This is a genomic window from Candidatus Formimonas warabiya, assembly GCF_002777255.1.
Lineage (GTDB): Bacteria > Bacillota > Dehalobacteriia > Dehalobacteriales > Dehalobacteriaceae > Formimonas > Formimonas warabiya.
On sequence record NZ_CP017634.1, the window covers coordinates 2,811,482 to 2,834,759 of the forward strand.

The 23,278-nt window shown below is 45.0% G+C and carries 23 protein-coding genes, 2 pseudogenes and 1 riboswitch; of the genes and pseudogenes, 3 read left to right on the top strand and 22 right to left on the bottom strand.

All coding sequences use genetic code 11. From position 1 onward, the window contains the following. Nucleotides 1-11 precede the first annotated feature (11 nt). Nucleotides 12-89 (bottom strand): annotated as a pseudogene (locus tag DCMF_RS30335) (GMP synthase (glutamine-hydrolyzing)); the annotation flags it as partial. Between the two features lie 110 nt (nt 90-199). Here DCMF_RS30335 and DCMF_RS13020 point away from each other — a divergent pair. Continuing rightward, nucleotides 200-1,313, top strand: a protein-coding gene (locus tag DCMF_RS13020; RefSeq protein ID WP_148133300.1) for an IS3 family transposase whose coding sequence is annotated in 2 segments (ribosomal slippage) — nt 200-469 and nt 471-1,313 — 1,113 coding nt in all. Because the reading frame shifts where the segments join, the coding sequence is not laid out codon by codon here. Nucleotides 1,314-1,801: 488 nt separating this feature from the next. On the opposite strand, the gene DCMF_RS13025 is transcribed toward DCMF_RS13020, so the two are convergent. Then, nucleotides 1,802-2,746 (bottom strand): copper amine oxidase N-terminal domain-containing protein, encoded by a 945-nt coding sequence (locus DCMF_RS13025; RefSeq protein WP_148134812.1) that lies wholly within the window; start codon nt 2,744-2,746, stop codon nt 1,802-1,804. 748 nt (nt 2,747-3,494) lie between these two features. Between DCMF_RS13025 and DCMF_RS13030 the strand changes: the two genes are divergently transcribed. Continuing rightward, entirely contained in the window at nt 3,495-4,685 is a 1,191-nt protein-coding gene (locus DCMF_RS13030; protein ID WP_148137747.1) for an IS256 family transposase, read from the top strand. A gap of 820 nt (nt 4,686-5,505) precedes the next feature. On the opposite strand, the gene guaA is transcribed toward DCMF_RS13030, so the two are convergent. Both guaA and hpt read right to left on the bottom strand, forming a co-directional pair. Further along, nucleotides 5,506-7,056, bottom strand: a complete 1,551-nt coding sequence (guaA, locus tag DCMF_RS13035) for a glutamine-hydrolyzing GMP synthase (RefSeq protein ID WP_148134813.1) — start codon at nt 7,054-7,056, stop codon at nt 5,506-5,508. 46 nt (nt 7,057-7,102) lie between these two features. Continuing rightward, on the bottom strand, nt 7,103-7,645 hold the full coding sequence (gene hpt / locus DCMF_RS13040) for a hypoxanthine phosphoribosyltransferase (protein ID WP_148134814.1): 543 nt from the start codon (nt 7,643-7,645) through the stop codon (nt 7,103-7,105). Between the two features lie 156 nt (nt 7,646-7,801). On the opposite strand from hpt, the gene DCMF_RS13045 reads away from it, so the two are divergent. Then, entirely contained in the window at nt 7,802-8,509 is a 708-nt protein-coding gene (locus tag DCMF_RS13045; RefSeq protein ID WP_148134815.1) for a hypothetical protein, read from the top strand. Nucleotides 8,510-8,569: 60 nt separating this feature from the next. On the opposite strand, the gene groL is transcribed toward DCMF_RS13045, so the two are convergent. The 18 genes and pseudogenes from groL to DCMF_RS13130 form a co-directional block, all read right to left on the bottom strand. Then, nucleotides 8,570-10,195: a chaperonin GroEL gene (gene groL, locus DCMF_RS13050; RefSeq protein WP_148134816.1), complete on the bottom strand. Its 1,626-nt coding sequence runs from the start codon at nt 10,193-10,195 to the stop codon at nt 8,570-8,572. 24 nt (nt 10,196-10,219) lie between these two features. Then, nucleotides 10,220-10,513: a co-chaperone GroES gene (gene groES / locus DCMF_RS13055; protein WP_148134817.1), complete on the bottom strand. Its 294-nt coding sequence runs from the start codon at nt 10,511-10,513 to the stop codon at nt 10,220-10,222. Between the two features lie 360 nt (nt 10,514-10,873). Continuing rightward, nucleotides 10,874-11,947 carry a GTP 3',8-cyclase MoaA gene (gene moaA, locus DCMF_RS13060; RefSeq protein ID WP_335582411.1) on the bottom strand — a complete coding sequence of 358 codons (1,074 nt, stop codon included), beginning with the start codon at nt 11,945-11,947 and terminating at the stop codon, nt 10,874-10,876. Nucleotides 11,948-12,105: 158 nt separating this feature from the next. Further along, nucleotides 12,106-12,285, bottom strand: coding sequence for a hypothetical protein (locus DCMF_RS13065; RefSeq protein ID WP_148134818.1), 180 nt, complete (start codon nt 12,283-12,285; stop codon nt 12,106-12,108). A gap of 131 nt (nt 12,286-12,416) precedes the next feature. Next, a riboswitch (molybdenum cofactor riboswitch) is annotated at nt 12,417-12,545 on the bottom strand. 22 nt (nt 12,546-12,567) lie between these two features. After that, nucleotides 12,568-13,770 carry a two-component system sensor histidine kinase NtrB gene (locus DCMF_RS13070; RefSeq protein WP_214659318.1) on the bottom strand — a complete coding sequence of 401 codons (1,203 nt, stop codon included), beginning with the start codon at nt 13,768-13,770 and terminating at the stop codon, nt 12,568-12,570. A 153-nt stretch (nt 13,771-13,923) separates the two neighbouring features. Then, on the bottom strand, nt 13,924-14,496 hold the full coding sequence (locus DCMF_RS13075; RefSeq protein ID WP_148134820.1) for a 5-formyltetrahydrofolate cyclo-ligase: 573 nt from the start codon (nt 14,494-14,496) through the stop codon (nt 13,924-13,926). A gap of 119 nt (nt 14,497-14,615) precedes the next feature. Continuing rightward, on the bottom strand, nt 14,616-15,806 hold the full coding sequence (locus DCMF_RS13080; RefSeq protein WP_214659319.1) for a DUF512 domain-containing protein: 1,191 nt from the start codon (nt 15,804-15,806) through the stop codon (nt 14,616-14,618). Then, a complete protein-coding gene (locus DCMF_RS29245) occupies nt 15,791-15,958 on the bottom strand; it encodes a hypothetical protein (protein ID WP_214659320.1) in 168 nt (55 codons plus the stop codon). Before DCMF_RS29245 ends, DCMF_RS13080 begins: the two co-directional genes overlap by 16 nt. A gap of 144 nt (nt 15,959-16,102) precedes the next feature. Continuing rightward, nucleotides 16,103-16,339: pseudogene (locus DCMF_RS13085) on the bottom strand (TlpA family protein disulfide reductase); the annotation flags it as partial. Between the two features lie 551 nt (nt 16,340-16,890). Next, a complete protein-coding gene (gene tsaD / locus DCMF_RS13090; RefSeq protein WP_148134823.1) occupies nt 16,891-17,913 on the bottom strand; it encodes a tRNA (adenosine(37)-N6)-threonylcarbamoyltransferase complex transferase subunit TsaD in 1,023 nt (340 codons plus the stop codon). 41 nt (nt 17,914-17,954) lie between these two features. Beyond that, the gene (rimI, locus tag DCMF_RS13095; RefSeq protein ID WP_148134824.1) at nt 17,955-18,431 is read right to left on the bottom strand and encodes a ribosomal protein S18-alanine N-acetyltransferase; all 477 of its coding nucleotides are present in this window, start codon (nt 18,429-18,431) and stop codon (nt 17,955-17,957) included. Then, entirely contained in the window at nt 18,428-19,141 is a 714-nt protein-coding gene (tsaB, locus tag DCMF_RS13100) for a tRNA (adenosine(37)-N6)-threonylcarbamoyltransferase complex dimerization subunit type 1 TsaB (RefSeq protein ID WP_148134825.1), read from the bottom strand. The genes rimI and tsaB overlap by 4 nt, the downstream gene beginning before the upstream one ends. Next, nucleotides 19,122-19,598 (bottom strand): tRNA (adenosine(37)-N6)-threonylcarbamoyltransferase complex ATPase subunit type 1 TsaE, encoded by a 477-nt coding sequence (tsaE, locus tag DCMF_RS13105; protein WP_236860330.1) that lies wholly within the window; start codon nt 19,596-19,598, stop codon nt 19,122-19,124. The genes tsaB and tsaE overlap by 20 nt, the downstream gene beginning before the upstream one ends. 76 nt (nt 19,599-19,674) lie before the next feature. Beyond that, nucleotides 19,675-20,232, bottom strand: coding sequence for a uracil-DNA glycosylase (locus DCMF_RS13110; RefSeq protein WP_148137897.1), 558 nt, complete (start codon nt 20,230-20,232; stop codon nt 19,675-19,677). 280 nt (nt 20,233-20,512) lie between these two features. After that, nucleotides 20,513-21,655: an amidohydrolase gene (locus DCMF_RS13115; RefSeq protein ID WP_418219635.1), complete on the bottom strand. Its 1,143-nt coding sequence runs from the start codon at nt 21,653-21,655 to the stop codon at nt 20,513-20,515. A gap of 233 nt (nt 21,656-21,888) precedes the next feature. After that, nucleotides 21,889-22,602 (bottom strand): gamma-glutamyl-gamma-aminobutyrate hydrolase family protein, encoded by a 714-nt coding sequence (locus DCMF_RS13120; RefSeq protein ID WP_148134827.1) that lies wholly within the window; start codon nt 22,600-22,602, stop codon nt 21,889-21,891. 59 nt (nt 22,603-22,661) lie between these two features. Then, a complete protein-coding gene (locus tag DCMF_RS13125) occupies nt 22,662-23,012 on the bottom strand; it encodes a type II toxin-antitoxin system PemK/MazF family toxin (protein WP_148134828.1) in 351 nt (116 codons plus the stop codon). Continuing rightward, nucleotides 23,009-23,266 (bottom strand): CopG family ribbon-helix-helix protein, encoded by a 258-nt coding sequence (locus tag DCMF_RS13130; protein WP_418219652.1) that lies wholly within the window; start codon nt 23,264-23,266, stop codon nt 23,009-23,011. Before DCMF_RS13130 ends, DCMF_RS13125 begins: the two co-directional genes overlap by 4 nt. Nucleotides 23,267-23,278: the final 12 nt, after the last annotated feature.

Here is a 23,278-nt window from a genome sequence, read left to right on the forward strand (position 1 = left end):
CTTTTTCTTTTCTATTCCCACTCAATCGTGGCCGGCGGTTTGCTTGTAATATCATAAACCACCCAGTTGATTTCGCGTACTTCGTTTACCCGTTGATATTATTGGACTTTTCTTAGTGGTGGTTTAGATTTCCCACCGAATATAATGGACTAAGAAAACTAGACAACAAAACAGCCTGATTTAAAGTGTATAATGAGGTATGCGAAAAACATTTACAGGAGAATTTAAAGCCAAGGTTGTACTGGAAATTCTAAAGGAAGAAAAATCCATATCCCAGCTTGCTGCCGAATATGAAGTACATCCAAATCAGCTGTCTAGTTGGAAGAAAGAAGCAATTGAAGGGCTCCCTCAGATACTTGCAGATGGACGCAGGAAGGATGACGAAAAAGAAGATCTAAAAAAGCAAGTGCAAGATCTGTATACCCAGCTTGGAGAGGTCACCGCCCAATTCAATTGGCTTAAAAAAAAATCTGGGATCGACCCTGCCAAGAAGTGAACGGATTGCCCTTGTAGATTTTGACGATCCCGAAATGTCCGTTTTTGTGCAAGCTCAAATGCTTTCTCTCAATCGGAGCAGTCTTTACTATAAACCAGTTCCACCATCAGAAGAGGAAATTCGGCTTAAGCATGCCATTGACGAAATTTATACTAAATCACCCTATTTCGGTTCGAGAAGTATTACGACGGTCTTAAAACGAGAGGGACACTTGGTTAGTCGGTCAACGGTTCAAAAATATATGCGTGAAATGGGCTTGGTTGCAATACATCCTGGTCCTAACCTCAGCAAAAGAAACCATGAACATAAGGTTTATCCATACCTACTTAGAAATATTACCGCCAGTTATCCAAACCATATTTGGGGAACTGATATTACCTATGTCCGCTTACGACGCGGCTGGCTTTACCTTGTAGCATTTCTGGACTGGTATTCACGTTACGTGGTTTCATGGGAATTAAGTGATAACCTTGAAGTTGATTTTGTTCTTTCCGCATTGGAAGCAGGTCTAAAAATCGGAAAACCTGTAATTGCCAATAGCGATCAGGGTAGCCAATTTACATCCAGACGATATATAGATACGCTGATAAATAGTAGCATCCAAATTAGCATGGACGGAAGAGGCCGGGCATTAGATAACATTTTCACAGAACGATTATGGAGATCTGTTAAGTACCAAGAAATATATATTAATGATTATGCAAGCCCTAGAGAAGCCAGGTATGGTATTGGAAGATATCTTGAAAGCTACAACACATACCGGCCACACCAAGCATTGAAGGAACTTACTCCGGCAGAAGTTTACTTTAAAAAATGACTTCTTAAAACCCTGGAAGGGCTCTGCCCCTCCAAACCACCCCGCCCTCGCCGGGAGGCAACCGGTCTGTTATGAACAGACCGGAAACAAAAGGGTCTTGCTGATCAACATGTCAAGGGCAAGCAGCTTCGCTGTCGGCAAAGCCGACCCTTGACATAATATCTAATCCAGTGGAAATAATTAACGGAATTACCAATACGTTTTTAAATAAACTTACAATTATATACAATTATCAAGGAGCGAAAGGTGGTGTGAATACACCTTAAACAGGGTCAAAAAATTGTCTTGACAAAGTAGTCCACCATAGAATGGCGGTTAAGATTGCCAACTTTTAAGAATATTATACCACTAATCTTTTGTTGTAAATTAAGCAGGTTACTCAATTCACGAATCAGATTTTTTGATAGATTTCGTTCTCTCTCAAGGCCAAAAGCGCCCTCCCTTTCGGTGGACACTTTTACACTTTAAAGATTATCTTTTTAATATGCTTACTGTTTTAAGTCATACCAATAAGCAGAAATCATTCCATCTTTTGCAGTGTAAGTCACTGATAGCACATCATCATAGAAAAAATAATCGTCATCATCAGATTTTGTACCATATTTATCTGACCATACTACTATAGTTGCATTACAATTATAATATTTACCACATTCATAAGCCATCTGTCCCAGAACTTCCCAAATTGCATCTCTTTCTTCCTCATTCGCATTTACCAAAAAGTCAATATCTTCTTGATCATTTATGTAAATGTATATATAAGGATACCTAGAATAATAATCACTTGATATGCCTATATAATCCATTCTTGCTTTATCAATAATTAGAGTATGCTCACCAATTTGCACCTCTTTGGGAATATTTTCATCCACATATTGGTCTAATTTTATAATGTTTTGTTTTGTTATTTCTACCGTTCTTGTTATTGAATTCCAATTAACATTGGCATAAGCTATTTCTGCAACAAAACGCAAAGGTACATAAGTTACCTCATTAATAAATTGAGGAGCTACGTCCAAATTAACTGTATAGCTTCTGTTTACAAGCGCTTCTTTATTGCCTATTTGCATTTCTAAACAAGTCGGCAGTTTCCCAGAAATATGTTGCGTTTCAATACTTTGCGTGGAAGAATCATATTGTACATAAAAATCAAGCGCTTCAAAAATCTTACGCATTGGGATCAATACTTTTCCATTAGATTCAATAGGTTTTGCTTCACCAGAAAAAAATGTCAATTGCTTTCCGTCTATAGTAATCTTAATATCCTGTGTTGCATATGCATAACTGCTAAAAATAAAGGTAATACCTAAAACTAGAATAAGTGAAAGTAATTTTTTAATGATAAGTATCCCTCCCTTATAAAATAGATAAAGATTAGTGTTAAAAACCCTTCTACTAAACATTTTTTTAATATCATTTTTTTGTTTAGGCAAATCAGTTTATACTCTAAGTTATCCCCCTTTTATTTCCACATCAAGCACCAGACTCCTTCAATATAAAAAAATACCTCATTTCATTTATAATAGCTTGTCCAACATTTTACATTTGTAAGGGTGTAGCTGAATTAGCGAAATAGTTTTTGCCGCTCAAAGGATGTTATTGGCAATTAGTGGAATATAATGGTGTTATAGTTGTTCCCTTTTATTTTAATTAGTAAATGTTTCTGAGGGATGATGATAAATATTTGGAGAAATCAACTTGTCAAGAAAATATAAAAGGAAACTAGAAATCTTTAAAGATCTTCAAGAGGATAATTTTCTAGATAAAATTTTAGACTATAAACCACCAAAGCCAAGATTAGAAGGATGGATTTGTCTTATCATTGGATTAGCATTTCTTCTGTTTGTGATTTTTACATTTATGGTGGTATTAGACAGTTAAAAATAGACAGCCAAGAAAAAATGCACAAGCAAAAGCTTCACAAGAAACATAAACATTGATATTTGATTTTTTTGAAATATCTCGATTTGTCTAACAGGACTTTTATAAATGAATTTTCTGAGATTTGGCTTATGGCAAGCGGAAAATTGATATGTGGTACCTAAGAAGATTTTTGAAGGCTTGTGGGGCTAATTTGGGAGAGGCTGAATAATAATCCGTGTAAATGTCAATAATCTCCATATAAACAAAACGGAGGTTATTAAAATGAGACAGTCAAAAAACATTCTCACTGAAAAGGAAATGGAACTGGTAAGCCTGCTGATGCAGGACTGCCAAAGCACGGGAGATATTCAGTCAAAATTAAAACGTCTTTTTGCCGGAACAATCGAACAGATGCTGGAAGCCGAGATGGAAGAGCACCTGGGTTATGAAAAAAACAGCATTGAGGGGAACAATTCCGGCAATAGCCGCAACGGCTACAATCACAAGACGATCATAAGCGATTATGGAGAGAGTGAAATTGCCGTGCCCCGGGACCGAAACGGCGAGTTTGAGCCGAAAGTCCTCGAAAAGCGGCAGACCAGGACGGATGAAATCGAGCAGAAAATCATGGCTATGTATTCCAAGGGGATGAGCCAACGCGACATTGAGGACAATCTGCGGGAGATTTACGGGGCGGAGATATCGCAGATGCTGATTTCCAAAATAACGGACAAAATCCTGCCGGAAGTGAACGAGTGGCAGAACCGGCCGCTGGAGTCGGTCTACCCGGTCGTCTACTTTGACGGGATTATGTTCAAAAGCCGCAAGGACAGCCAGATCATCAAGAAATGCGTCTACTCGGTGCTGGGCATTGATATGGACGGCCAGAAGGACATCCTGGGCATCTGGATCAGCGAAAACGAGGGCGCAAGCTTTTACGCGTCAATCTGCTCCGATCTGAAAAAGCGCGGCGTGCAGGATATTTTCATTGCCTGCCACGACAACCTAAAAGGACTTGGCGAAGCCATAAATGCGGTTTTTCCAAGGACAGAGCAGCAGCTTTGCATAGTCCATCAGATCCGCAATTCCACTAAATTCGTGCAGTACAAGGACAGGAAGGAAATCTGCACTGGCCTGAAGAAAATCTACGGTGCAGTAAACCTTAACGATGCAGAGTATGCAAAGGAGGAATTCAGGGAACAATGGGACAGGAAGTACCCGTCCATTCTGCGCTCCTGGGATGCCAACTGGGCAGAGCTCACCACGTTTTTCAGCTATCCCGAACAGATCCGGCATTTGATTTATACGACAAATGCGGTGGAAGCGTACCACAGAATGGTACGGAAATTTACGAAGACAAAATCCATTTTCCCCACCGACGACTCGATCCGGAAAGTGGTATTCCTGTCGGCTAAGGAAATCACAAAAAAGTGGACTCAGCCGTCAAGGGACTGGGCAATGGCATATAGCCAGATTATGATATTCTTTGCAGACAGGATTACGGCGTAAGGTCTTGAGGGCTCTGCCCTCAAACTCCCGAGGTTTATCCGCTCAGGGCTTACCGATGAACAGAAAAACGGCGAACAATAAGGATCGCCGTTCATCGTATAAGCCGCAGCAGGCGTTGGGGCGCTCCTCAGCGTTGCCCGATTTATGCTGCAATAATATTATTGTCAAATCTTTGGATGATTATTCCATTTACACTAAAAAATATTCACACCCATTTGGAAGGATTATGGGCATGGAAAAGGGTAGGTATTGGTTCCTACTCTTTTTATATTTTCATTTATTTGATTTTAATTCAATTCTGGTTTTATTATTGCCACTAAAGTTTTCTAATGCACAGAACCCGTCAAAGTTATAACGCAAATCCTCTCCATACAGATTATAGTAGTGATTGACCATTTTAAGCGTACTGTGCCCTAAAATCTTTTAAGGGAAAAAATATTTCTACCATTTAATATCCGCATTTTGACAGATGTGTGTCTAAACAAGTGAAGAGAATATCTATTTACCCCTCTTTTTTACAATATTTCGTTATCCCCATTTGCAAGGTTGTTCTTGGCAAATACTGCCCGAAATTCATTATTTGCATTGTTTTACATATTGATCTCTTAAATCCAGGTAACACAAGTTTGCCTCCTTCACCAATGTTTTTCGTTTTAAACCATCTTTTATCTTCATTCTTTACTAACTCCTATTATTTTTTATAAGTTGGCAAACAAGGATTGATGGTTAAGACTTCCCAAAAATTGAGTAGAAATCTTAACCACCAAAACCTTTAAAACCTATTAAAAATCCTTAAATATCAACATTCCTAAGTTTTCCCTTATTCCCACTCAATCGTGGCCGGCGGTTTGCTGGTAATATCATAAACCACCCGGTTGATTTCCCGTACTTCGTTCACAATCCGGGAAGAAATTCTCTCCAGTAAATCATAGGGTAACCGGGCCCAGTCTGCGGTCATGGCATCGTCACTGGTCACGGCGCGCAGCACGATAGGATACTGGTACGTCCGCTCATCTCCCATTACCCCTACGCTTTTCATGCTGGGAAGCACGGCAAAGGATTGCCAGATCTCCCGGTACAGCCCCGCCTTTTTTATTTCCTGAAAAATGATCTCGTCGGCTTCCCGGAGCACATCCAGTTTCTCCTTCGTGACATCCCCCAATATGCGAATCGCCAGACCCGGTCCCGGGAAAGGCTGGCGCCAAATAATATCTTCCGGCATGCCCAATTCCAGACCGAGCAGGCGCACCTCGTCTTTAAACAAGGTATTTAAAGGCTCAATCAGCTTAAACTGCATATCTTCCGGCAATCCGCCCACATTGTGATGGCTCTTGATCACCGCCGCTGTCTTGGTCCCGCTTTCGATCACGTCCGCATATAAGGTACCTTGGACCAGGTAGTCAATCTGGCCCAGCTTTGCGGCTTCTGCCTCAAAGACCCGGATGAATTCGGCGCCGATGATTTTTCTTTTTCTTTCCGGGTCCGACACAGAGGCTAATCTGGTCAAAAATCTTTCCTCTGCGTCCACATATCTTACATTCATCTGGAACCGGCCGGAAAAAGCCTCTTCCACCTTTGCCCTTTCATTTTTCCGCATCAATCCATGGTCCACAAAAACACAGGTGAGCTGGTCACCAATGGCCTTGTGTACCAATACTGCCGCTACGGCGGAGTCGACACCGCCGGAAAGGCCGCAGAGAACTTTTTTGTCACCTACCAGTTCCCGGATTTTTGCCACTTCTTCCTCAATGAAGTTTGCCATCGTCCACTCTCCGGAGCAGCCGCACACGTCATAAAGAAAATGCTTCAGTATTTCCATTCCTCGAGGGGTATGTTTTACTTCCGGGTGGAACTGGACCCCGAACAGCTTTTTTTCCAAGTTTTCCATGGCGGCAACTGGCGAGTGGGCCGTTTCTCCTGTTACGAGGAAACCCAGGGGAGGAGCCTCTACATAGATCCCATGACTCATCCAGCATTGCATTTCACAGGCTAGATCTTGAAACAGCCGGCCCCTGGAAGCAGTTTTCAGTTGGGTCTTCCCATACTCCCGGGATTCGGCGGGTTTTACGACTCCACCCAAATCATGGGCCATTAACTGCATGCCGTAACAAATCCCCAAAACCGGAATGCCTAATTCATAAATCTCCCGGTCAACTCTTGGCGCCCCCTCCACATAGACGCTGGAGGGTCCCCCAGAAAAAACAATCCCTTGGGGCTGTTTATTCTTAATCTCATCAAGAGGGGTATCATAAGGGATCATTTCACAATATACATTGCATTCCCTGATCCGGCGGGCGATCAGTTGGTTGTACTGTCCCCCGAAATCCAATACCAGCACGAGCTGATGGTTTTTTTTATTCTCTTCAGACACGTTCCATCTCTCTCCTTTATCAGAATTCAACTTTTTTCCAGCAAGACTAATCTTTTTGATATGCTTCGGGTTTCAATACCGCTACATAGGGAATATTCCGGTACTTTTCGTTGAAGTCAAGGCCATATCCTACCACAAATTCATCCGGAATATCATAGCCGTTATAGTCTGCCTCCAATGCTACCTTACGCCGGGAAGGCTTGTTTAAAAAGGTACATATTTTTAAACTGGCCGGCTTTCTGGCCTTTAAAATCTTGACCAAATAACTTAAGGTCAGTCCGGTATCAACAATGTCCTCCACAATCAGCACATTTCGACCTTCAATGTTGGTTTCCAAATCCTTTAAAATGCGCACGGCTCCGGACGACTCTGTGGATTTGCCGTAGCTGGATACCTCCATAAAATCAATCTGCAAGGGCAGCTTGATTTTTCTCACCAGATCACCCATAAAAACCACAGATCCTTTTAAGATTCCCACAACAAGTATCTCTTTGCCTTGATAGTCCTGGGAAATGGCTTCACCCATTTCCTTGATTTTTGACTTTATTTCTTTTTCCGTCACGAGTACCTTTTTCAAATCTTTTTTCAAAGCGAAGCCTCCCCAAGTTTTTTAAGCTAAGCTGATGTAGTTCGGTAAAATTGAACCAAATTCCTGCCCGGTATGAAAAATTTGTATCATCAAAGACATATTATCTTTCATTTCTTAGTAAATATATCTTGAAGTATCAAACAAGGGGGAAAAAACATGCCCGAAATCAAAACAACATGGAAAAAACATCTTCGGCCCAGAAATATTTTAGGTCTGATCTTCATTATATTAATTGCCCTTTCCATCACGGTATATTTACAGTCAACCATGAAAATTGTTCCCGAGGAAGTGCTGCAATCTTCCATTTCCAACACCTTAGCCGCCAATGCCTACCGTTTCCATACCAAATCTACCATTACCATCGAGGGCGAGAATAAGGTGTTCAGCGATATCAGCGGGGAAAGAGCCGATGCCGACACCTTTCATGTGACCGGCTCCATGCTGGGAACCAGCATTAATGTTTTCCAGATCAAGGACACCACTTACCGGATGGATCCGGTTACCCAGAAATGGATTATTACCGAGAACAATTCCCTGCTTCGGGAATCCTTGCTCATGGCCGAACTCAATCCCCTGTCCAATTTTTATTTTAAGGAATTGATCTCCGCTACCTATTTGGGAAAAGAAAAAATAAACCGCCGGAATATGTACAAAATAGAATGCGTGCCCCGGATCCAAAACAAATGGCTGGATGGGTATTTTAAAAACCTGAAATATACCATTTGGATCGATAAAAAGGACCGGTTCATCAAAAAGGCTCAGGTAACGGCCCTGTCCAAAGAAAAAGAATCCAGCAGCCTTACCGTAGACGTAGAATTGTTTGATTATAACAAAAAGATCGAGATTAAAGCGCCGGTGCTATAAATGGGAGCCGATGGAATTAAAAAATGAGCAGCCATCAAGGCTGCTCATTTTTTAATTCCTTTACATCATTCCCGGAGGCATGCCGCCGGGCATTCCACCAGCATGGGCTTCTTCCTTTTTGGGAATATCGGCCACTACGGTTTCCGTTGTCAGCAGCATGGCAGCAATGGAAGCCGCATTCTGCAGGGCGGAGCGGGTTACTTTCGCCGGATCCACAATACCGGCTGCAATCATATCTTCAAATTCCCCGGTAGCAGCATTAAAGCCAATCCCTTTTTGGGCAGCTTTCACTTTTTCTACAACGACAGCGCCTTCCGCACCGGCATTATAGGCAATCTGCTTCAGAGGCTCTTCCAAAGCTTTCTTAATGATGTTCACTCCGGTCAGGACATCTCCTTCGGCCGCAACAGCATCCACAGCATCAAGGACATTAATTAAAGCGGCGCCACCACCGGATACAATGCCTTCTTCTACAGCAGCTCTCGTTGCGGATAAAGCATCTTCAATACGCAGTTTCTTTTCCTTTAATTCGGTTTCCGTAGCAGCACCAACTTTAATCACGGCTACGCCGCCGGCCAATTTGGCCAACCGCTCCTGAAGCTTTTCCTTATCAAATTCAGAAGTGGACTCTTCATACTGTTTTCTAATCTGGGAAACCCGGGCCTCGATATCGGCAGAACTTCCTGCCCCATCAATGATCGTGGTGTTTTCTTTACCAACTTTTACCTGACGGGCTTTACCCAGCATATCCAGGGTCACGTTTTCTAATTTTAAGCCTACTTCTTCAGAAATAACCTGTCCACCGGTGAGAGTGGCAATGTCACCTAACATCGCTTTCCGGCGGTCACCGAAACCGGGGGCTTTCACGGCGACACAGGTAAAGGTGCCTCTTAGTTTATTTACGATCAAGGTAGGCAGCGCTTCCCCTTCTACATCTTCTGCCACAATCAGCATTTGTTTTCCGGACTGAACCACTTTTTCCAGCACAGGCAAAATATCGGCAATGGCGGAAATTTTCTTGTCGGTAATCAGTATGTAGGGATCATTTAATACTGCTTCCATTTTATCGGTATCCGTGATCATATACTGGGAAATATATCCTCTGTCAAACTGCATCCCTTCTACTACTTCATGGGTGGTTTCAAAAACTTGGCTCTCTTCAACGGTGATAACCCCGTCGTTGCCCACTTTATCCATGGCATCGGCAATCAAAGTGCCGATTTCCGGATCGTTGGCAGAGATAGAAGCCACCTGGGCAATAGCCGCTTTATTTTCTACTTTTCTCGCATTCGCTTTTAATTCCACGAGTGCAGCAGCCACAGCCTTCTCAATCCCTTTTTTCAGGAACATGGGGTTGGCTCCCGCGGCCACATTTTTCATACCTTCCCGGATAATTGCCTGGGCAAGGAGGCAAGCGGTGGTGGTACCGTCACCGGCCACATCGTTGGTTTTGGTAGCGACTTCTTTCACCAACTGGGCACCCATGTTTTCAATGGGATCTTCCAATTCGATTTCTCTGGCAATGGTGACACCGTCATTGGTAATCATGGGAGAACCAAACTTCTTTTCCAATACAACATTGCGGCCTTTGGGGCCAAGGGTTACTTTTACGGCATTTGCTAAAGCATTAACCCCTTTTTCCAGGGCATGACGCGCATCTTCCCGAAAAACGATTTGTTTTGCCATTTCAATTTTCCTCCTCTACGAAAATTATTTCTCAACAATGGCCAGAATGTCACGATCACCGTTTAAAATTAAATATTCTTCCCCGTCCTTTTTCACTTCGGAGCCGGAATACTTGGAATAAATAACCCGATCGCCAACTTTTACTTCCAGAGCAGCCCTGCTGCCATTCTCCAATACTCTTCCCGGACCAACTGCAATTACTTCTCCTTCTTGCGGTTTCTCCTTTGCAGTATCGGGCAAAACAATGCCACTCTTGGTTTTTTCTTCTGAAGCCAGTACTTTGACGACCACACGGTCTCCCAACGGTTTGATGTTCATTGCTGTACCTCCTTCATTCATATAAATTAATTTTAACTTTTTATTGTTAGCACTCACCTAAGACGAGTGCTAATATCCAATAATTATAATATAAAGGGCAGCATAATATGGCAACCTTGTAATCTCCCCGTTTTTGGCTAAAATTAGGCAATTACATAAATAATAGCCATAATATCTTCGTTTTTCTCGTCAATTCTTTCATTATCATTTGTGACTATTCAGGAAGAATTACCCTCCTCAAAAGTTATTTCCACTTGAGGCTCGGTTTATGCGCCTCAAGCAAAAAATTCCCAAGAAACCCCACTAGCAGTCGTCTTTTGATACTGATTCCGGGTACCGGTTAGCAAAATCCGGAAGACACTATCCCCCCAAGGCGGACATCATTCTCTCCTGAGAACCTAAATGATGCTGATCCGGTTTTAAACTAATTACCTGCTGGACAATCCTTCTGAGCTTTTCTTCACTTTCTCCGTCTCTCAATAAATCAAAACAATTGACATAATTTTCTCCATGGAGGCAAGGATAAATTCTGCCGTCAGCAGTCAAGCGGATCCGGTTGCACCTATGGCAAATATGCTTGCTAATGGCACTGATAAATCCCACTGTCCCTTTAAATCCTTCAAACTGCCAGACTTGGGCCGGACCACTTCCGGTAACCTGGGCCGGGGCCAGCAGTCCAATTTTTTTCATCCGCTCCATGGTTTCATCTGTACTTACAAAACTGTCCTTGCCCCAGATCGTGCAGGTCCCTACAGGCATCAGCTCAATAAAGCGCACATGCAGGGGCAAGTCTTTGGTCAGGCGGGCTAAGTCTGTTACCTCGTCTTCATTAAATCCCCTTACCACAACGGCGTTAAGCTTTACCGGGTCCAGTCCCGTCTCAAGAGCAGCATGGATTCCCTCAAAGACTTTCTTCAAATCTCCCCCCCGGGTAATCCAGGTGTACTTTTCCGCGTCCAATGTATCCAGGCTGATATTTACCCGGGTAATCCCCGCCTCTTTTAACTGGGCAGCCACCGGTTTCAGCAACTGGCCGTTTGTGGTGATGCTAATTTCCTTGAGATTTAGCAGGCTTAACTTTTCAATAAAATGCAGCAGTCCTTTTCTTACTAAAGGCTCCCCCCCGGTAATCCTTACCCGGTCGATGCCTTCCTCAACAAAAACTTTTACCATCCGGTGCAGTTCTTCCCAGCGCAAGATATGCTCATGGCTTTTGAGGTCCACTCCTGTTTCCGGCAGACAATAGCGACAGCGTAAATTGCACTTGTCCGTAACGGATATTCTTAAATAATTGATCTTCCTCTGATACCTATCCATTAGCATGTTCCGTTCCCCCATCTCATTTTCCGCTATCCCGTAAATTCTTCCTCCAGGTACCCTCTCTGACGGGCAAATGTTCCCTGCCCCATGGGCTTCACCGCGCTTTATCGCCATTATACCACCGCTAATGCCTGCATGGGCACTGGAAAGATAGGCCAACCCTTTTTCTCTAAAAGATTCCCTTTGATATCCTCACACCTGTCATGACTTCCGGTTACCGGATTCGGTCTGGGGCGGTTTATCGGCTATCTTCCTAGAAAACCCTTTCATACTTAAAAACATCCCAACTGGCATTCTCTTATTTTTATCCCCAATTCATCCGCGGCAGCTCCAATAAGGAGTAAAGACACCCCTAATTCTTTTCCTAAAGCATGGGCCTCTGCACAAATCAGCTTGCCGTCTTTAGAAGCCTCCTTGACTGCCTCAAGTATTTCCTGTGGTATTTTTTCCATAGACTTAACCTCCTTTTAAATGTTAGGGGACACACCTCTATTTTGGGTATTCCTCTCCCGTCGGAGGAATGTCCCCAATTTATGTTAGGGGACACATGTTCCAAATTATAAAAAACACCCGAAAGGGTGTCTTCATTTACCAAGTTACTCCTTTCCAAGTACGGAGACAATGCTGTTTCCCGCATTACCCGTTGGCCGAGGCCAGCCCTATTAACCCAGCGTCTGCCTTTAGAGTTAATAGTTCGGAGGTTAGAGTTATTCTACATTTATCCGTAAAATCCTTTAATTACATGTTTCCTTTCCCAAGCACGGTCCCATTCCTGCTAATCCGGGCAAAATAATGGTAAAAGTAGTTCCTTTCCCTACCGTGCTCTCTACCTCAATCCGTCCGCCATGGTCACGGATGATGCGGAAACTGACCGAAAGCCCCAAACCGGTCCCCTCTTCCTTCGTCGTAAAAAAAGGTTGGCCAATCTGTTCCAGAGTATCCCGGTCCATGCCTACTCCGGTATCGGAAATAACAATGCGGGCTTCATTGAAATGAAAATCATAGCAGGTTTTTACCTTGATCATGCCTTCCCGGGGAATGGCGGCTAAAGCATTGGAAAACAAATTGATCAGCACCTGTTTGATCTGGGATGCATCCAACGTGATCAAAGGCATCTTCATCCCATATTCTTCTTCAATGGCCACATTTCTCAAAATTGCTTCACTGTTTACCAGCAGCACCACATCCCGCACCAAGCTGTTTAAATCTTTCTTTTCAAATTTGATTCCGGCCGGCCGGGCCAGCTGGAGAAACTCCCGAATAATGGTATTTACCCGCTCGATCTCACTAATGACAATACCGGTATAGGTACATATTTCATCATTGTCCCGGTTCTTTTCCTGCAATAATTGGGCAAAACCTTTTACTGATTGGAGCGGGTTTCGAATCTCATGGGCAACACCGGCAGCCATTTGTCCCACCGTAATGAGGCATTCGTTCTTTTGCACCTGTTCTTCCAGAAGTTTGGACAAAGTAAAATCAGAAAAAGTAAGTAATACACCGGCTGTTTTATTCCCCTCCGCTTTCAGAAGAAATGTCGAACATTTCATCGTCCCCGGGTGGCCGCTGATCACCGCCGCCAATTCCACTCCATCATATGAAATGCCCCGGCCTAAAGTATCTCCCATCAGAGAAAAAAGAGAATGCTGATGCTCCAGAATTACTTTTCGATGCTTTATCTCCTGATAATGCTTTCCCAAAGCCTGATCCCTTTTTATGCCAAGAAATTCCTCTGCCGCAGCATTCACAAAAGTAATCACACCTCGGGCATCCGCGCAGATCATACCTAGGGAAACATAATTTAAAACATTGCTGAAACACTGTCGATACCTCTTTTCCCTTTTCGTGAGGTACCGGGATATGAAATAGCGCAGCAATAACAGTACTGCCCCCCAAAAAACAACCAAAAGCAAAGTTAAATAACTGCTCCTTACCAACCCGATCATCCCCCTGGAGCTGATCCAATTTTCCCTTATCCTATTCGCGTAAGTTGGATTTATTCCTTTAGTAATAATCCTACACAATTCGGGAAATAGAAAGACCAACACTTAATTTGAGGGTTTTTGGTGTTTGGAGTCAGTTAAGGAAAGTCACCTTTGCCGGTAATACTCCTTTTCTTCCGTGAAAACGGCATCCATGGGAATATCATATTGATCCGGAATCAAGGCCTCTACCATCTGTAATTCAAAGGCTACGGCGATTTTAGGCGTATTTTCTTTTAACTGGGGTAAAAAGCGATCGTAATATCCCACCCCATATCCCAAACGATTACAAGAGAGATCAAAGGCCACACCGGGCACGATCACAAAATCTATCCCACCGGGCCCCACCGGACGTAGTTTTTCCGGCTTCGGTTCTAAGATACCCCAGGTTCCCGGCTGGAGGTCCTCCTCTATACTTTTTAATTCAGATGGAATCAAAGCCGTGCGACAGGCATCACACACAGGAATGATTACTCTTTTCCCCTCTGCCCAGAAAGCACCGAACAGAGATACCATACTTACCTCTTTACGAAAAGGAAGATACGCCATCACCGTCCGGGCCTTGGCGATGTCCGGAAGTCCAAGAATTTTCTCACAAACGATTTTGCTTTTTTTCTCGACCTCTTCATTGCTTAAGGCTAGTCTGGCCTGCAGAATCTTCCTCCGAATTTCTTTTTTCATGTTCTCTCCCCACTTTATTTAAGTTCCTTTTAAATTCGACCTTTTCATCCCAAATCCTCTCGGGCAGGATGAATCCCTCTTCTGTCCCGATCCCCTGGGCTAGGGAAGGTCCTGACGCTTTACCCCACGGTCACCTGAATGCCGGTCCTTTCTTCCAGTTCCCAAAAAGGCCGGCCCATCAGGTCATATCCCTGGTAATCAAAAGCTTCCCGGGGGACCATAATCAAGTGCGGCCTGCCCTGCCCGGCATGATACTCTTGATAGGCAGCGAACAAATCCTCCACCGTAAGCAGTCCCGCCGCGCCGATGGATCCCCCGAATAAACGATTTTTTACGGGCTGGATCCTTATTTGGCGATCCGGGAAATTCATAAACTGTAAAACGGCGCGCACAATATCGATGCCTAATTCGGAAGATAATAACAGTACAGTCCCCGAACCTGAGCCGATGATCCGGTACATCGCTTCCATGCGGTCCATATCAAAGTCATATTCCATGACCACGCCGGATTTTTCCCCCCGCTCATTCTGCCAGTGTACAGGCATCAGCGATCCCTGCCTATTGATCAGGGCATGGATTGGCCCCGGTTGTTGCAAACAGTGCCACGCCTCCACCCGGGACCGGGGCACCAGATCATTTGCTTTACACACCAAATCCCCGCGCCTGATCCCTGCCCCGGCCGCCTTGGATCCTTTGATGACACCGGCCACAACCGGTGTTAAATCACTTATTCCCGGAGGCTCCAGCAGGAGGGGACAGGATATTTTCCCTGCCATCTCTGCTCTGAAACTTGCTAATTGGCGGTACATCCCTGAGGGATCAAAGCGAAGTTCCGGGCTGGCCTTTTGGGAATAGCCCGCCATAAAGGCCCTGATCGTCAAGGCCCCGTTTTCCGCCAAATAACGGATCGTCCCGGCCATGTCCTCCCATCCTACAAGATGGGGCATGGCTACGATACTGCCATGGAAAGGGATCTGGTAAGAGTGGAGTAGTTTTACGCCGTGGATGGTCTGCTCCGCCGTACAGCGGTCATCTCCCATTAGGGCCGCCCTCCCCTCCATGCTCGCGCTGTTTAAGGACAAATTGATTTCTAGCGGCGCCATCTCTTTCAGGAAACCCGCCATCCGGTAATCAAGTCTATGCCCATTGGTGGTCACAGAAATGAGGGTACGGGGAAATTTCTGCCGTACCAGACGGATAATTTCCCCAAATTCCGGATGGGACAAGGGTTCTCCTTCAATAATTTTCGTTGCGGATTCTCCTACAGTAATTTTTTTCCGACCGTCCAAAAAACTTAAGGTACGCGCCACCTCGACCAGGGTCCGGGGGGGATGGATACCACGCCGATGCCGGAAGGATTATGATGATGGCTGCAAAAAACACAGGCGGCATCACAACAGGAAGTAAGGGGTAATATGTTGAATTCCTGGGCGGAATGTAAAATCAATTGTTCTTTTTCCAACGGCAGAACTCCCTTCCTTTTCGCTTTTGAACATATTTTTAGGGTCCCTGGTCTGTGCAGGCCGGTTGCAGGCGGCGGGTGAGCGGTTTCAGGTTAAAGTCGTCGGGGGGACGGTTGAACCGTCCCCCCGACAACTCCACGCCCTTATTTTGTCAGATCCTTAATTTCTTTTTCTAAGACCTCTTGTTTTACTAGCCCCACGTGCTGTTTGACAATCTGACCCTGTTTGTCGATCAAATAAATAACGGGAATATATGTCACATCAAAGATCTGGAACAATTCCTCCAGGGTGGGATCATTTTGGTTTTCCACATCTACGATGATAAAACGGACTTCTTCCTGATACTTTTGTGAGAGAGCCGAAATCACGGGCTCCATAGTGCGGCAGTCCGGTCAGTACCGTCCAAAAAACTCCAGAAAAACCGGAACCCGGTCCTCTTTGGCCTCCTGATAGGCCGTGAGATAATTTATTGCCCCTGGTTCAGGTGACCGCAACTTCCCCGAAGGTCTAAACAGAATACCCGCTACTAATATTAATATGCATAAAACCAAGATATATTTTGCATATTTATGCATTTCGTTCTCCTTATATTTTCCACCTTTTATCGAGAAAATGTAAAAACCAGCTTTTTTTTGTTAATAATAATCTTAATCTACATTTTGTCAATATAAAATTAAAAATTAACACAATCTTAATTTATCCACAAGACCGTCTCTTATTACCGCCAGTATTTAGCTGGCCTTTTATCTTCTTATGCACAAAAAAAGTTTTTTGTATCTTTTTTCGACAAAAATTTTTTCCACATGTCTTTTCCACACCGCTCTAAGTTATTAACAAACTTATCCACATTATCCACAGATTATTCATCCACAAAACGTATGTTCCATCACTACTACTTTTTATAGTTGATTAATAAAAAACTTAATGTTTTTTAATTTTTTTGCATGAATAAAGATAAATTTGGCACGGCATTTAATGTTAAAGGGGCAAAATCTCCTTGCATATATTTATAGTAGGCTGCACATCCGATCATCGCCCCATTGTCCGTACATAACAAGGGAGACGGCCAGACCACATGGATACCTTCTTGCTCAGCCCGGGCCTTGAGTACTTCTCTCAGCCTCAGGTTGGCGGCAACCCCACCGGCTAAGAGGATGGTAGAGCACTGTTTCAATTTGGCGGCCCTAACCGCTTTTTCCGACAATACCTCTACAATTGCTTCCTGCAGGCCGGCGGCAATATCAGGAACATGATAAGCTTCCCCTTTCATTTTGCACCTGTTCAGATAGCTTAAAACAGACGATTTTAATCCGCTGAAACTGAAGTCCAAACTCCCCTCTTCCAGCCATGCTTTGGGGAAATCCAAATGATCCTTGTTTCCTTGAAGGGCCGCCTTTTGAATTTGCGGTCCCCCGGGATATCCCAGGCCTAAATGACGGGCCACTTTATCAAAGGCCTCTCCTGCAGCATCATCCCTGGTTTGCCCCAACAAAACATATTCCCCCCGCCGGGGCAAGTACACCAAACTGGTATGCCCCCCGGATACCACCAAAGCCACAAGAGGAAAGGCCAAGTCGGGGTGCTCTAAAAAACCGGCATGAATATGCCCTTCCAAATGATGTACGCCGATTAAAGGCTTGTTGAGAGCAAATGCGGCGGCTTTGGCGTAAGATAGTCCTACCAAAAGAGCACCTACCAAACCGGGTCCGTATGTGACCGCCACGGCATCCAGGTCCTTAAAAGCGGTGCCGGCTTCATCGAGTGCTTCCTGAACCACCAAAGAGATTGCTTCCAGATGCTTCCGGGAAGCAATCTCCGGTACCACCCCGCCGAATTTTTTATGTACATCAATTTGGGAAGAGATAATATTCGATTTGATTTCCCGTCCATCGGCGACAATTGCCGCGGAAGATTCATCACAACTGGTCTCAATGGCCAAAATATTTACCGCCATAATGATCTCCTTTTGCTTCGTTGATTATCCTTTGTTCATGGTCAATAGGACTCCGATTGTCCCTGATCAATCAGGTCCTTCCACATGATGATGGCGTCCTCTTTTGTGTCAGTATAATAACCCTTGCGCCGGCCCACGGCATTAAATCCCAACCTGAGGTAGAGCTTTTGCGCCGAGATGTTGGAGGGTCTTACTTCCAGGGTCATTTTATAGGCCCCTTTGGCCATGGCCTGAGCCATTAAATGAAAGATTACTGCCTCTCCCACCCTTTTTCCCCGATAATACGGGTGTACGGCAATATTCGTAATATGGGCCTCATCAATAATGACCCACATTCCCCCATAACCGATCAGCTTGCCGTCCAGAAAGCAGCCACAGTAATAGGCCAGGGCGTTCTCCAGCAGCTCACTGGTAAAAGACTGCTTACTCCACGGTGTCGGAAAGGACACCTGCTCAATTTCTAAAACCTGATCTAAATGTTCACTTTTCAGGGGATAAAATACTATCTCATCTATCATATACAGCACCCTCCGTGATTTTGGGCCCATTTCACTTCAGCTTCAGAGGGCCTTAGGTAAAAGGGCTTCACATCATGAATATTTGTCTTTTCCCCTTGCTGCAACTTGTTCAGGCCCAGAAAAGCAACCTCTGACGCCCTGAGCAAATTTCTGGTGGGGGGAGCAAAAAAAGCCTTATTCGGTAAAGATTTTTCAATTAAATCCCGGTATACGGCAACAGCATCTCCCAGAAAGGTTACCCGTTCATTGAGGCGGGACAATTCTTCCAGCAAAAGATGGGGAGCTACCGCCCGGTAGGGCGACAAACGGAGGATACTGCCGGCATCATCCCGGTACAGGGCGGTATAAACTTCATTTTTCCGGGCATCAAGCATGGGACAGATCAGACCCGGGACCATCGTTATATTGTGGGCCAAAGCATCTAAAGAAACAATGCCGACAAAAGGTTTGTCCAGTACCTGGGCCAACCCTTTTACCGTAGCCAGGCCAATGCGTAAACCGGTAAAGGAGCCCGGACCCACCGTAACAGCAAAACCGTGTATCTCCTCCCAGGATATGTCGGCATTGCTCAGCATCCCCTCCAACATGGGGAGAAGCCGTTGGGAATGGGTTTTTCCGGTATTTAACCAGCTTTCGGCCAGAACCCCATTTTCATCTACAATGGCTATTCCTGCCACTTTCGTTGCGGTATCAATCGCTAATATTTTCATTTTTCTCGAACTCTCCAATCACCCGATCCAATCCGTTACCGATGGAAGAAAATTTAATCAACCGATATTCATGACCGTCCTCTTCCCACCCTTTATCCAGGTTGATTTGAATAAAGGATTCAGGCAGACAGTCTTGGATGCGTTCGGGCCATTCAATCAAGGTAATCCCTGAGGAGTAAAAATATTCTTCCAGTCCTAACTCGCTGATCTCACTGTCATCTTCTAAACGGTATGCATCCATGTGATAGAAAGGGCACCGGCCTTGATATTCATTGATGATGGTGAAAGTAGGGCTGGTAACATGGTCTTCTACCTTCAGCCCCTTGGCAAGTCCTTTCGCAAACAGTGTTTTTCCCGCGCCCAGTTCTCCGGTCAACCCAATCACGGTCCCCGGAGGCAGGTAAGAAGCAAAGCGCTCCCCCAAGGCCCTTGTCTCTTCCGGCTCATTTGTTCTCACGATATACAAGGCAAATCCTCCAAAACATCTGATAAATTAAATTATAACCAAATAATTGAATAATAGGCATTTCTCTCTAATTTTCCCTCATGCGGTGAAATTCGTCCCGGACTTTTTTCATGTCTTCCCAAACCAGCCGCTTTTTGGCTGGGTCTCTTAAAAGAGCAGCCGGGTGAAAGGTGGGCATGATCTTGAAATTACCCTTTTGCACCCAAGCCCCCCTGTCCCTGGTAATCCTCACGTCCGGATTGATCAAAGTCTGAGCCGCTAAAGCCCCTAAGCAGACAATGATCCTGGGCCGGATCGATCTTATCTGTTCCCGCAGAAATGGTTTACAGGCTTCTACTTCCACAGGATTGGGCAGCCTGTTGCCGGGAGGACGACATTTCACAACATTGCAGATGTATACTTGATTTTCCGAAAAGCCGGCGGCAGCAATAATTTTATCAAGCAGTTGCCCTGCTTTTCCTACAAAAGGTTGACCCTGGATATCCTCTTGTTCTCCCGGGCCTTCACCAATAAACATCACCGGGGCCGTAAGGCTGCCTTTCCCAAAAACCAGCTTGATCCGTCTCCTGCCCAGATCGCACCGATGACATTTTTGCAGTTGCTGTTCCAAAACAAGCAAATCCATAAAAACGCTCCTATTCATTTTACCCATAGAAAAGGCGCTGAAAGCGCCTGAGCTTGTTGATAAACCCCCATCTACGTTGTTGCAGCTGCGCATTTTTGCATCGACGTACGCCCGGTACGCCTTCGCTGCAAATACTTGCTGCACCTAGAATTAGTTGGGGACATTCCCCGCACAATTATTTCTCATGCATTGGGGTGTGTCCCCTGACCTTAGCCGGTTTCTGAACAAGCTCTCTCAACAACCTGAGGCGCCGAAAGCGCCTTGACTGGCAAAAAAATGGCTAGGCCGGTTCTCCCTGATGCTGGTAAACCACCCTTCCATTGATGATGACTGTTTCCACGGTTGACTCCATGGAAAGAATGCTGCCGCTGCTGATGATCATATCGGCATCTTTCCCTTCGGAAAGACTTCCTACCCGATGAGAAATCCCCATCATTTCCGCCGGATTGATCGTAATGGACCTTAAGGCATTTTCTTCCGACATGCCGGCCCGGTGGGCCAAAAAGGCACAAAGGGAAAGATACTGAATGGGGATCACCGGATGGTCTGTCATCAATGCTACCTTCACCCCAGCCTGGGCTAATAAAGCCGGGGTTTTCCAGGTTTTATCCTTCATCTCCACCTTCGCCCGATTGACCAGGTGGGGCCCGGAAACCACCGGTATGCTCCGGGCGGCAAGTTCTTCTGCTACTTTATGGCCTTCCGTCCCGTGAATGATTATTAAAGGCATATCAAATTCCTGAGAAATTCTCAGGGCAGTCATAATATCATCGGCGCGATGGGCATGAGCATGGAGAGGCATTTCCTTTTTCAACACCTGAACGATCGGTTCCAGCACTAAATCTCTTTCTTTTGGGGTGGAAGCATAGTTTTGAGCTTTGACAAAAAATTCCCGGAGTAGACCGGCAGTAGCCATCCGGGTGGAGGGCATTTTCTTTTGGTCTCCGTAACTCCGTTTGGGATTTTCTCCCAAAGCAATTTTCAACCCGGCCGGCTCTTTTAAGATCATGCGGTCCACAACATGGCCCTGGGTCTTTAATATCACGACTTGTCCACCGATCACATTGGCGCTTCCCGGAGCAATGGCCACTGTCGTGACCCCGCCCTGGACTGCATCATCAAAAGCAAGATCTTCCGGATTAATACCGTCCAAAGCGCGCAGGTGGGGAGTAACCGGATTTGTGGTCTCATTCAGGTCATCTCCTTCCACCTGATAAATCTCTTCCGCAATTCCTAGATGGCAGTGGGCGTCAATCAAACCGGGCATGACCACTTTTCCGCAGGCATTAATGACATCCACCCCTTTGGGAATCAGGACATGATCCCCTACAGCCACAATTTTCCCCTGATCTATCAAGATAGAACCTTTTTGATAGGTTCTTCCCTCCATGGTAAGAATTCTTCCATTTGCAACGGCCAGCACCGAAACGTCCACCTTTCCTAAACACTTCAGAACTAAAATTCGCTAAAAAATCCCAAAAACCTGCAAGATATTAGAAAACTTGGCTTGCGCCAAGCCTCTGGCGACGGCGGAAGCCTTAGTCGCACTTATACTTTCAACCTTTTAAAATTTATAAATTCTGAAAGTACAAAAAAGCCCGGCGGGCTTTTTTTCGGGATCAGCATAGGGGAGGGGGAAAATATCCAGCTCCTGGACTAAAAATGCCGCCCCGCTCTGCAGGCGGAAATAAATGTCTCAAACAGGCGAAAACTGCCTGCATCCTGTTGCCAGTTGCATTCGGGATGCCATTGAACGCCAAGGGCAAAAGGATGCTTCTGCCCTTCAATAGCTTCAATAATTCCATCCGGGGCTAGAGCAGAAACAACCAATCCGGGAGCAAGACCATTTACGGCTTGATGATGAAAACTGTTCACCCGCCATTGCTCTTCCGGCAGGATGGCGCTTAGTTTCGTGTCCGGGACAACATTTACGGAATGGGTGGGATGCGGTCTGGGCGCCCGTTGAAAGTGCTTGAGGATGTTAGGAACCTGGGCATCAATGTCCTGGAAAATAGTCCCTCCTAGAGAAACATTCAATACCTGAACTCCCCGGCACACTGCTAGAATCGGTCTATTCAGGGGGAAAAATTCTTTGACAAAAAAAATCTCAAACTGGTCCCGGAAAGGAGTGATTTCTCCCATTCCTTTTACAGGTTCTTCTCCGAAAAAAAACGGATCCACATCCACGCCACCGGAAAGAATGAGCCCATCCAACACTTCTAAAAATTTTCCCCAGGATGACCTTCTCTGTACAGAGGGCAGAAACACAGGTGCCCCGCCCAGTGCTTCTACTGCTTGGGCATAAAACCTCCTGACAAAAAAATTGAGATCATCTTCCCCGCAGGTAATACCGATCAAAGGATAAAACATGTCTCCTCCCCCCAAAATAAAGTAGTCAGGCTGATTTTCGCCTGACCTACTCGTTTTATTTATATTTCCACTAATCCTAAACTGATCTCCAATGCCCGGTCTACCCGATTCATAATCTCTTCCCCCAGCATGGCAACCTTATGCTGAAGGCGGCTTTTGTCAATGGTGCGTACCTGTTCGGCTAAAATTACCGAATCTTTATCAAGCCCTGTTTTTTCTTTAGGCAGTTCTACATGCGTAGGCAATTTTGCTTTGTTAATCTGAGAGGTAATGGCAACAACAATAGTAGTTGGGCTGTATTGGTTGCCGACATCATTTTGTACTACCAAAACAGGCCTGGTGCCTCCCTGCTCTGAACCTTGGACAGGATTTAGCTCGGCAAAAAACACTTCCCCGCGCCGTACAATCATTTGCGACACTCCGCTATTTTTTCTCCGGGGTCTTCAAAGGCCTCATGTTCCATACTGAAACATTCCCGGGCAATAGATAAATTAATATTTGCCATCTCCTGATATCCCTTTTTCATCTGTTCATGCAGGATGCGCCGGCGACGTTCGGCAATATAAAACTTCATCGCTTCCCGGATAAACTCGCTCCTGTTCTTATTTTCATGATTCACCAATCCATCAAACTCTTGCAGCAGCTGATCCGGGATACTAATCATAATTCGCTTTAA

What these genes read in the sequence shown, in the direction of transcription:
- DCMF_RS13030 (WP_148137747.1), top strand. Translation starts at nt 3,495, where the DNA reads ATGGAACTGGTAAGCCTGCTGATGCAGGACTGCCAAAGCACGGGAGAT.
- DCMF_RS13045 (WP_148134815.1), top strand. Translation starts at nt 7,802, where the DNA reads ATGCCCGAAATCAAAACAACATGGAAAAAACATCTTCGGCCCAGAAAT.
- groL (WP_148134816.1), bottom strand. Translation starts at nt 10,195, where the DNA reads ATGGCAAAACAAATCGTTTTTCGGGAAGATGCGCGTCATGCCCTGGAA.
- groES (WP_148134817.1), bottom strand. Translation starts at nt 10,513, where the DNA reads ATGAACATCAAACCGTTGGGAGACCGTGTGGTCGTCAAAGTACTGGCT.
- moaA (WP_335582411.1), bottom strand. Translation starts at nt 11,947, where the DNA reads ATGGCGATAAAGCGCGGTGAAGCCCATGGGGCAGGGAACATTTGCCCG.
- DCMF_RS13065 (WP_148134818.1), bottom strand. Translation starts at nt 12,285, where the DNA reads ATGGAAAAAATACCACAGGAAATACTTGAGGCAGTCAAGGAGGCTTCT.
- DCMF_RS13075 (WP_148134820.1), bottom strand. Translation starts at nt 14,496, where the DNA reads ATGAAAAAAGAAATTCGGAGGAAGATTCTGCAGGCCAGACTAGCCTTA.
- tsaD (WP_148134823.1), bottom strand. Translation starts at nt 17,913, where the DNA reads ATGGCGGTAAATATTTTGGCCATTGAGACCAGTTGTGATGAATCTTCC.
- rimI (WP_148134824.1), bottom strand. Translation starts at nt 18,431, where the DNA reads ATGATAGATGAGATAGTATTTTATCCCCTGAAAAGTGAACATTTAGAT.
- tsaB (WP_148134825.1), bottom strand. Translation starts at nt 19,141, where the DNA reads ATGAAAATATTAGCGATTGATACCGCAACGAAAGTGGCAGGAATAGCC.
- DCMF_RS13110 (WP_148137897.1), bottom strand. Translation starts at nt 20,232, where the DNA reads ATGGATTTGCTTGTTTTGGAACAGCAACTGCAAAAATGTCATCGGTGC.
- DCMF_RS13120 (WP_148134827.1), bottom strand. Translation starts at nt 22,602, where the DNA reads ATGTTTTATCCTTTGATCGGTATTACCTGCGGGGAAGATGATCTCAAT.
- DCMF_RS13125 (WP_148134828.1), bottom strand. Translation starts at nt 23,012, where the DNA reads ATGATTGTACGGCGCGGGGAAGTGTTTTTTGCCGAGCTAAATCCTGTC.
- DCMF_RS13130 (WP_418219652.1), bottom strand. Translation starts at nt 23,266, where the DNA reads ATGATTAGTATCCCGGATCAGCTGCTGCAAGAGTTTGATGGATTGGTG.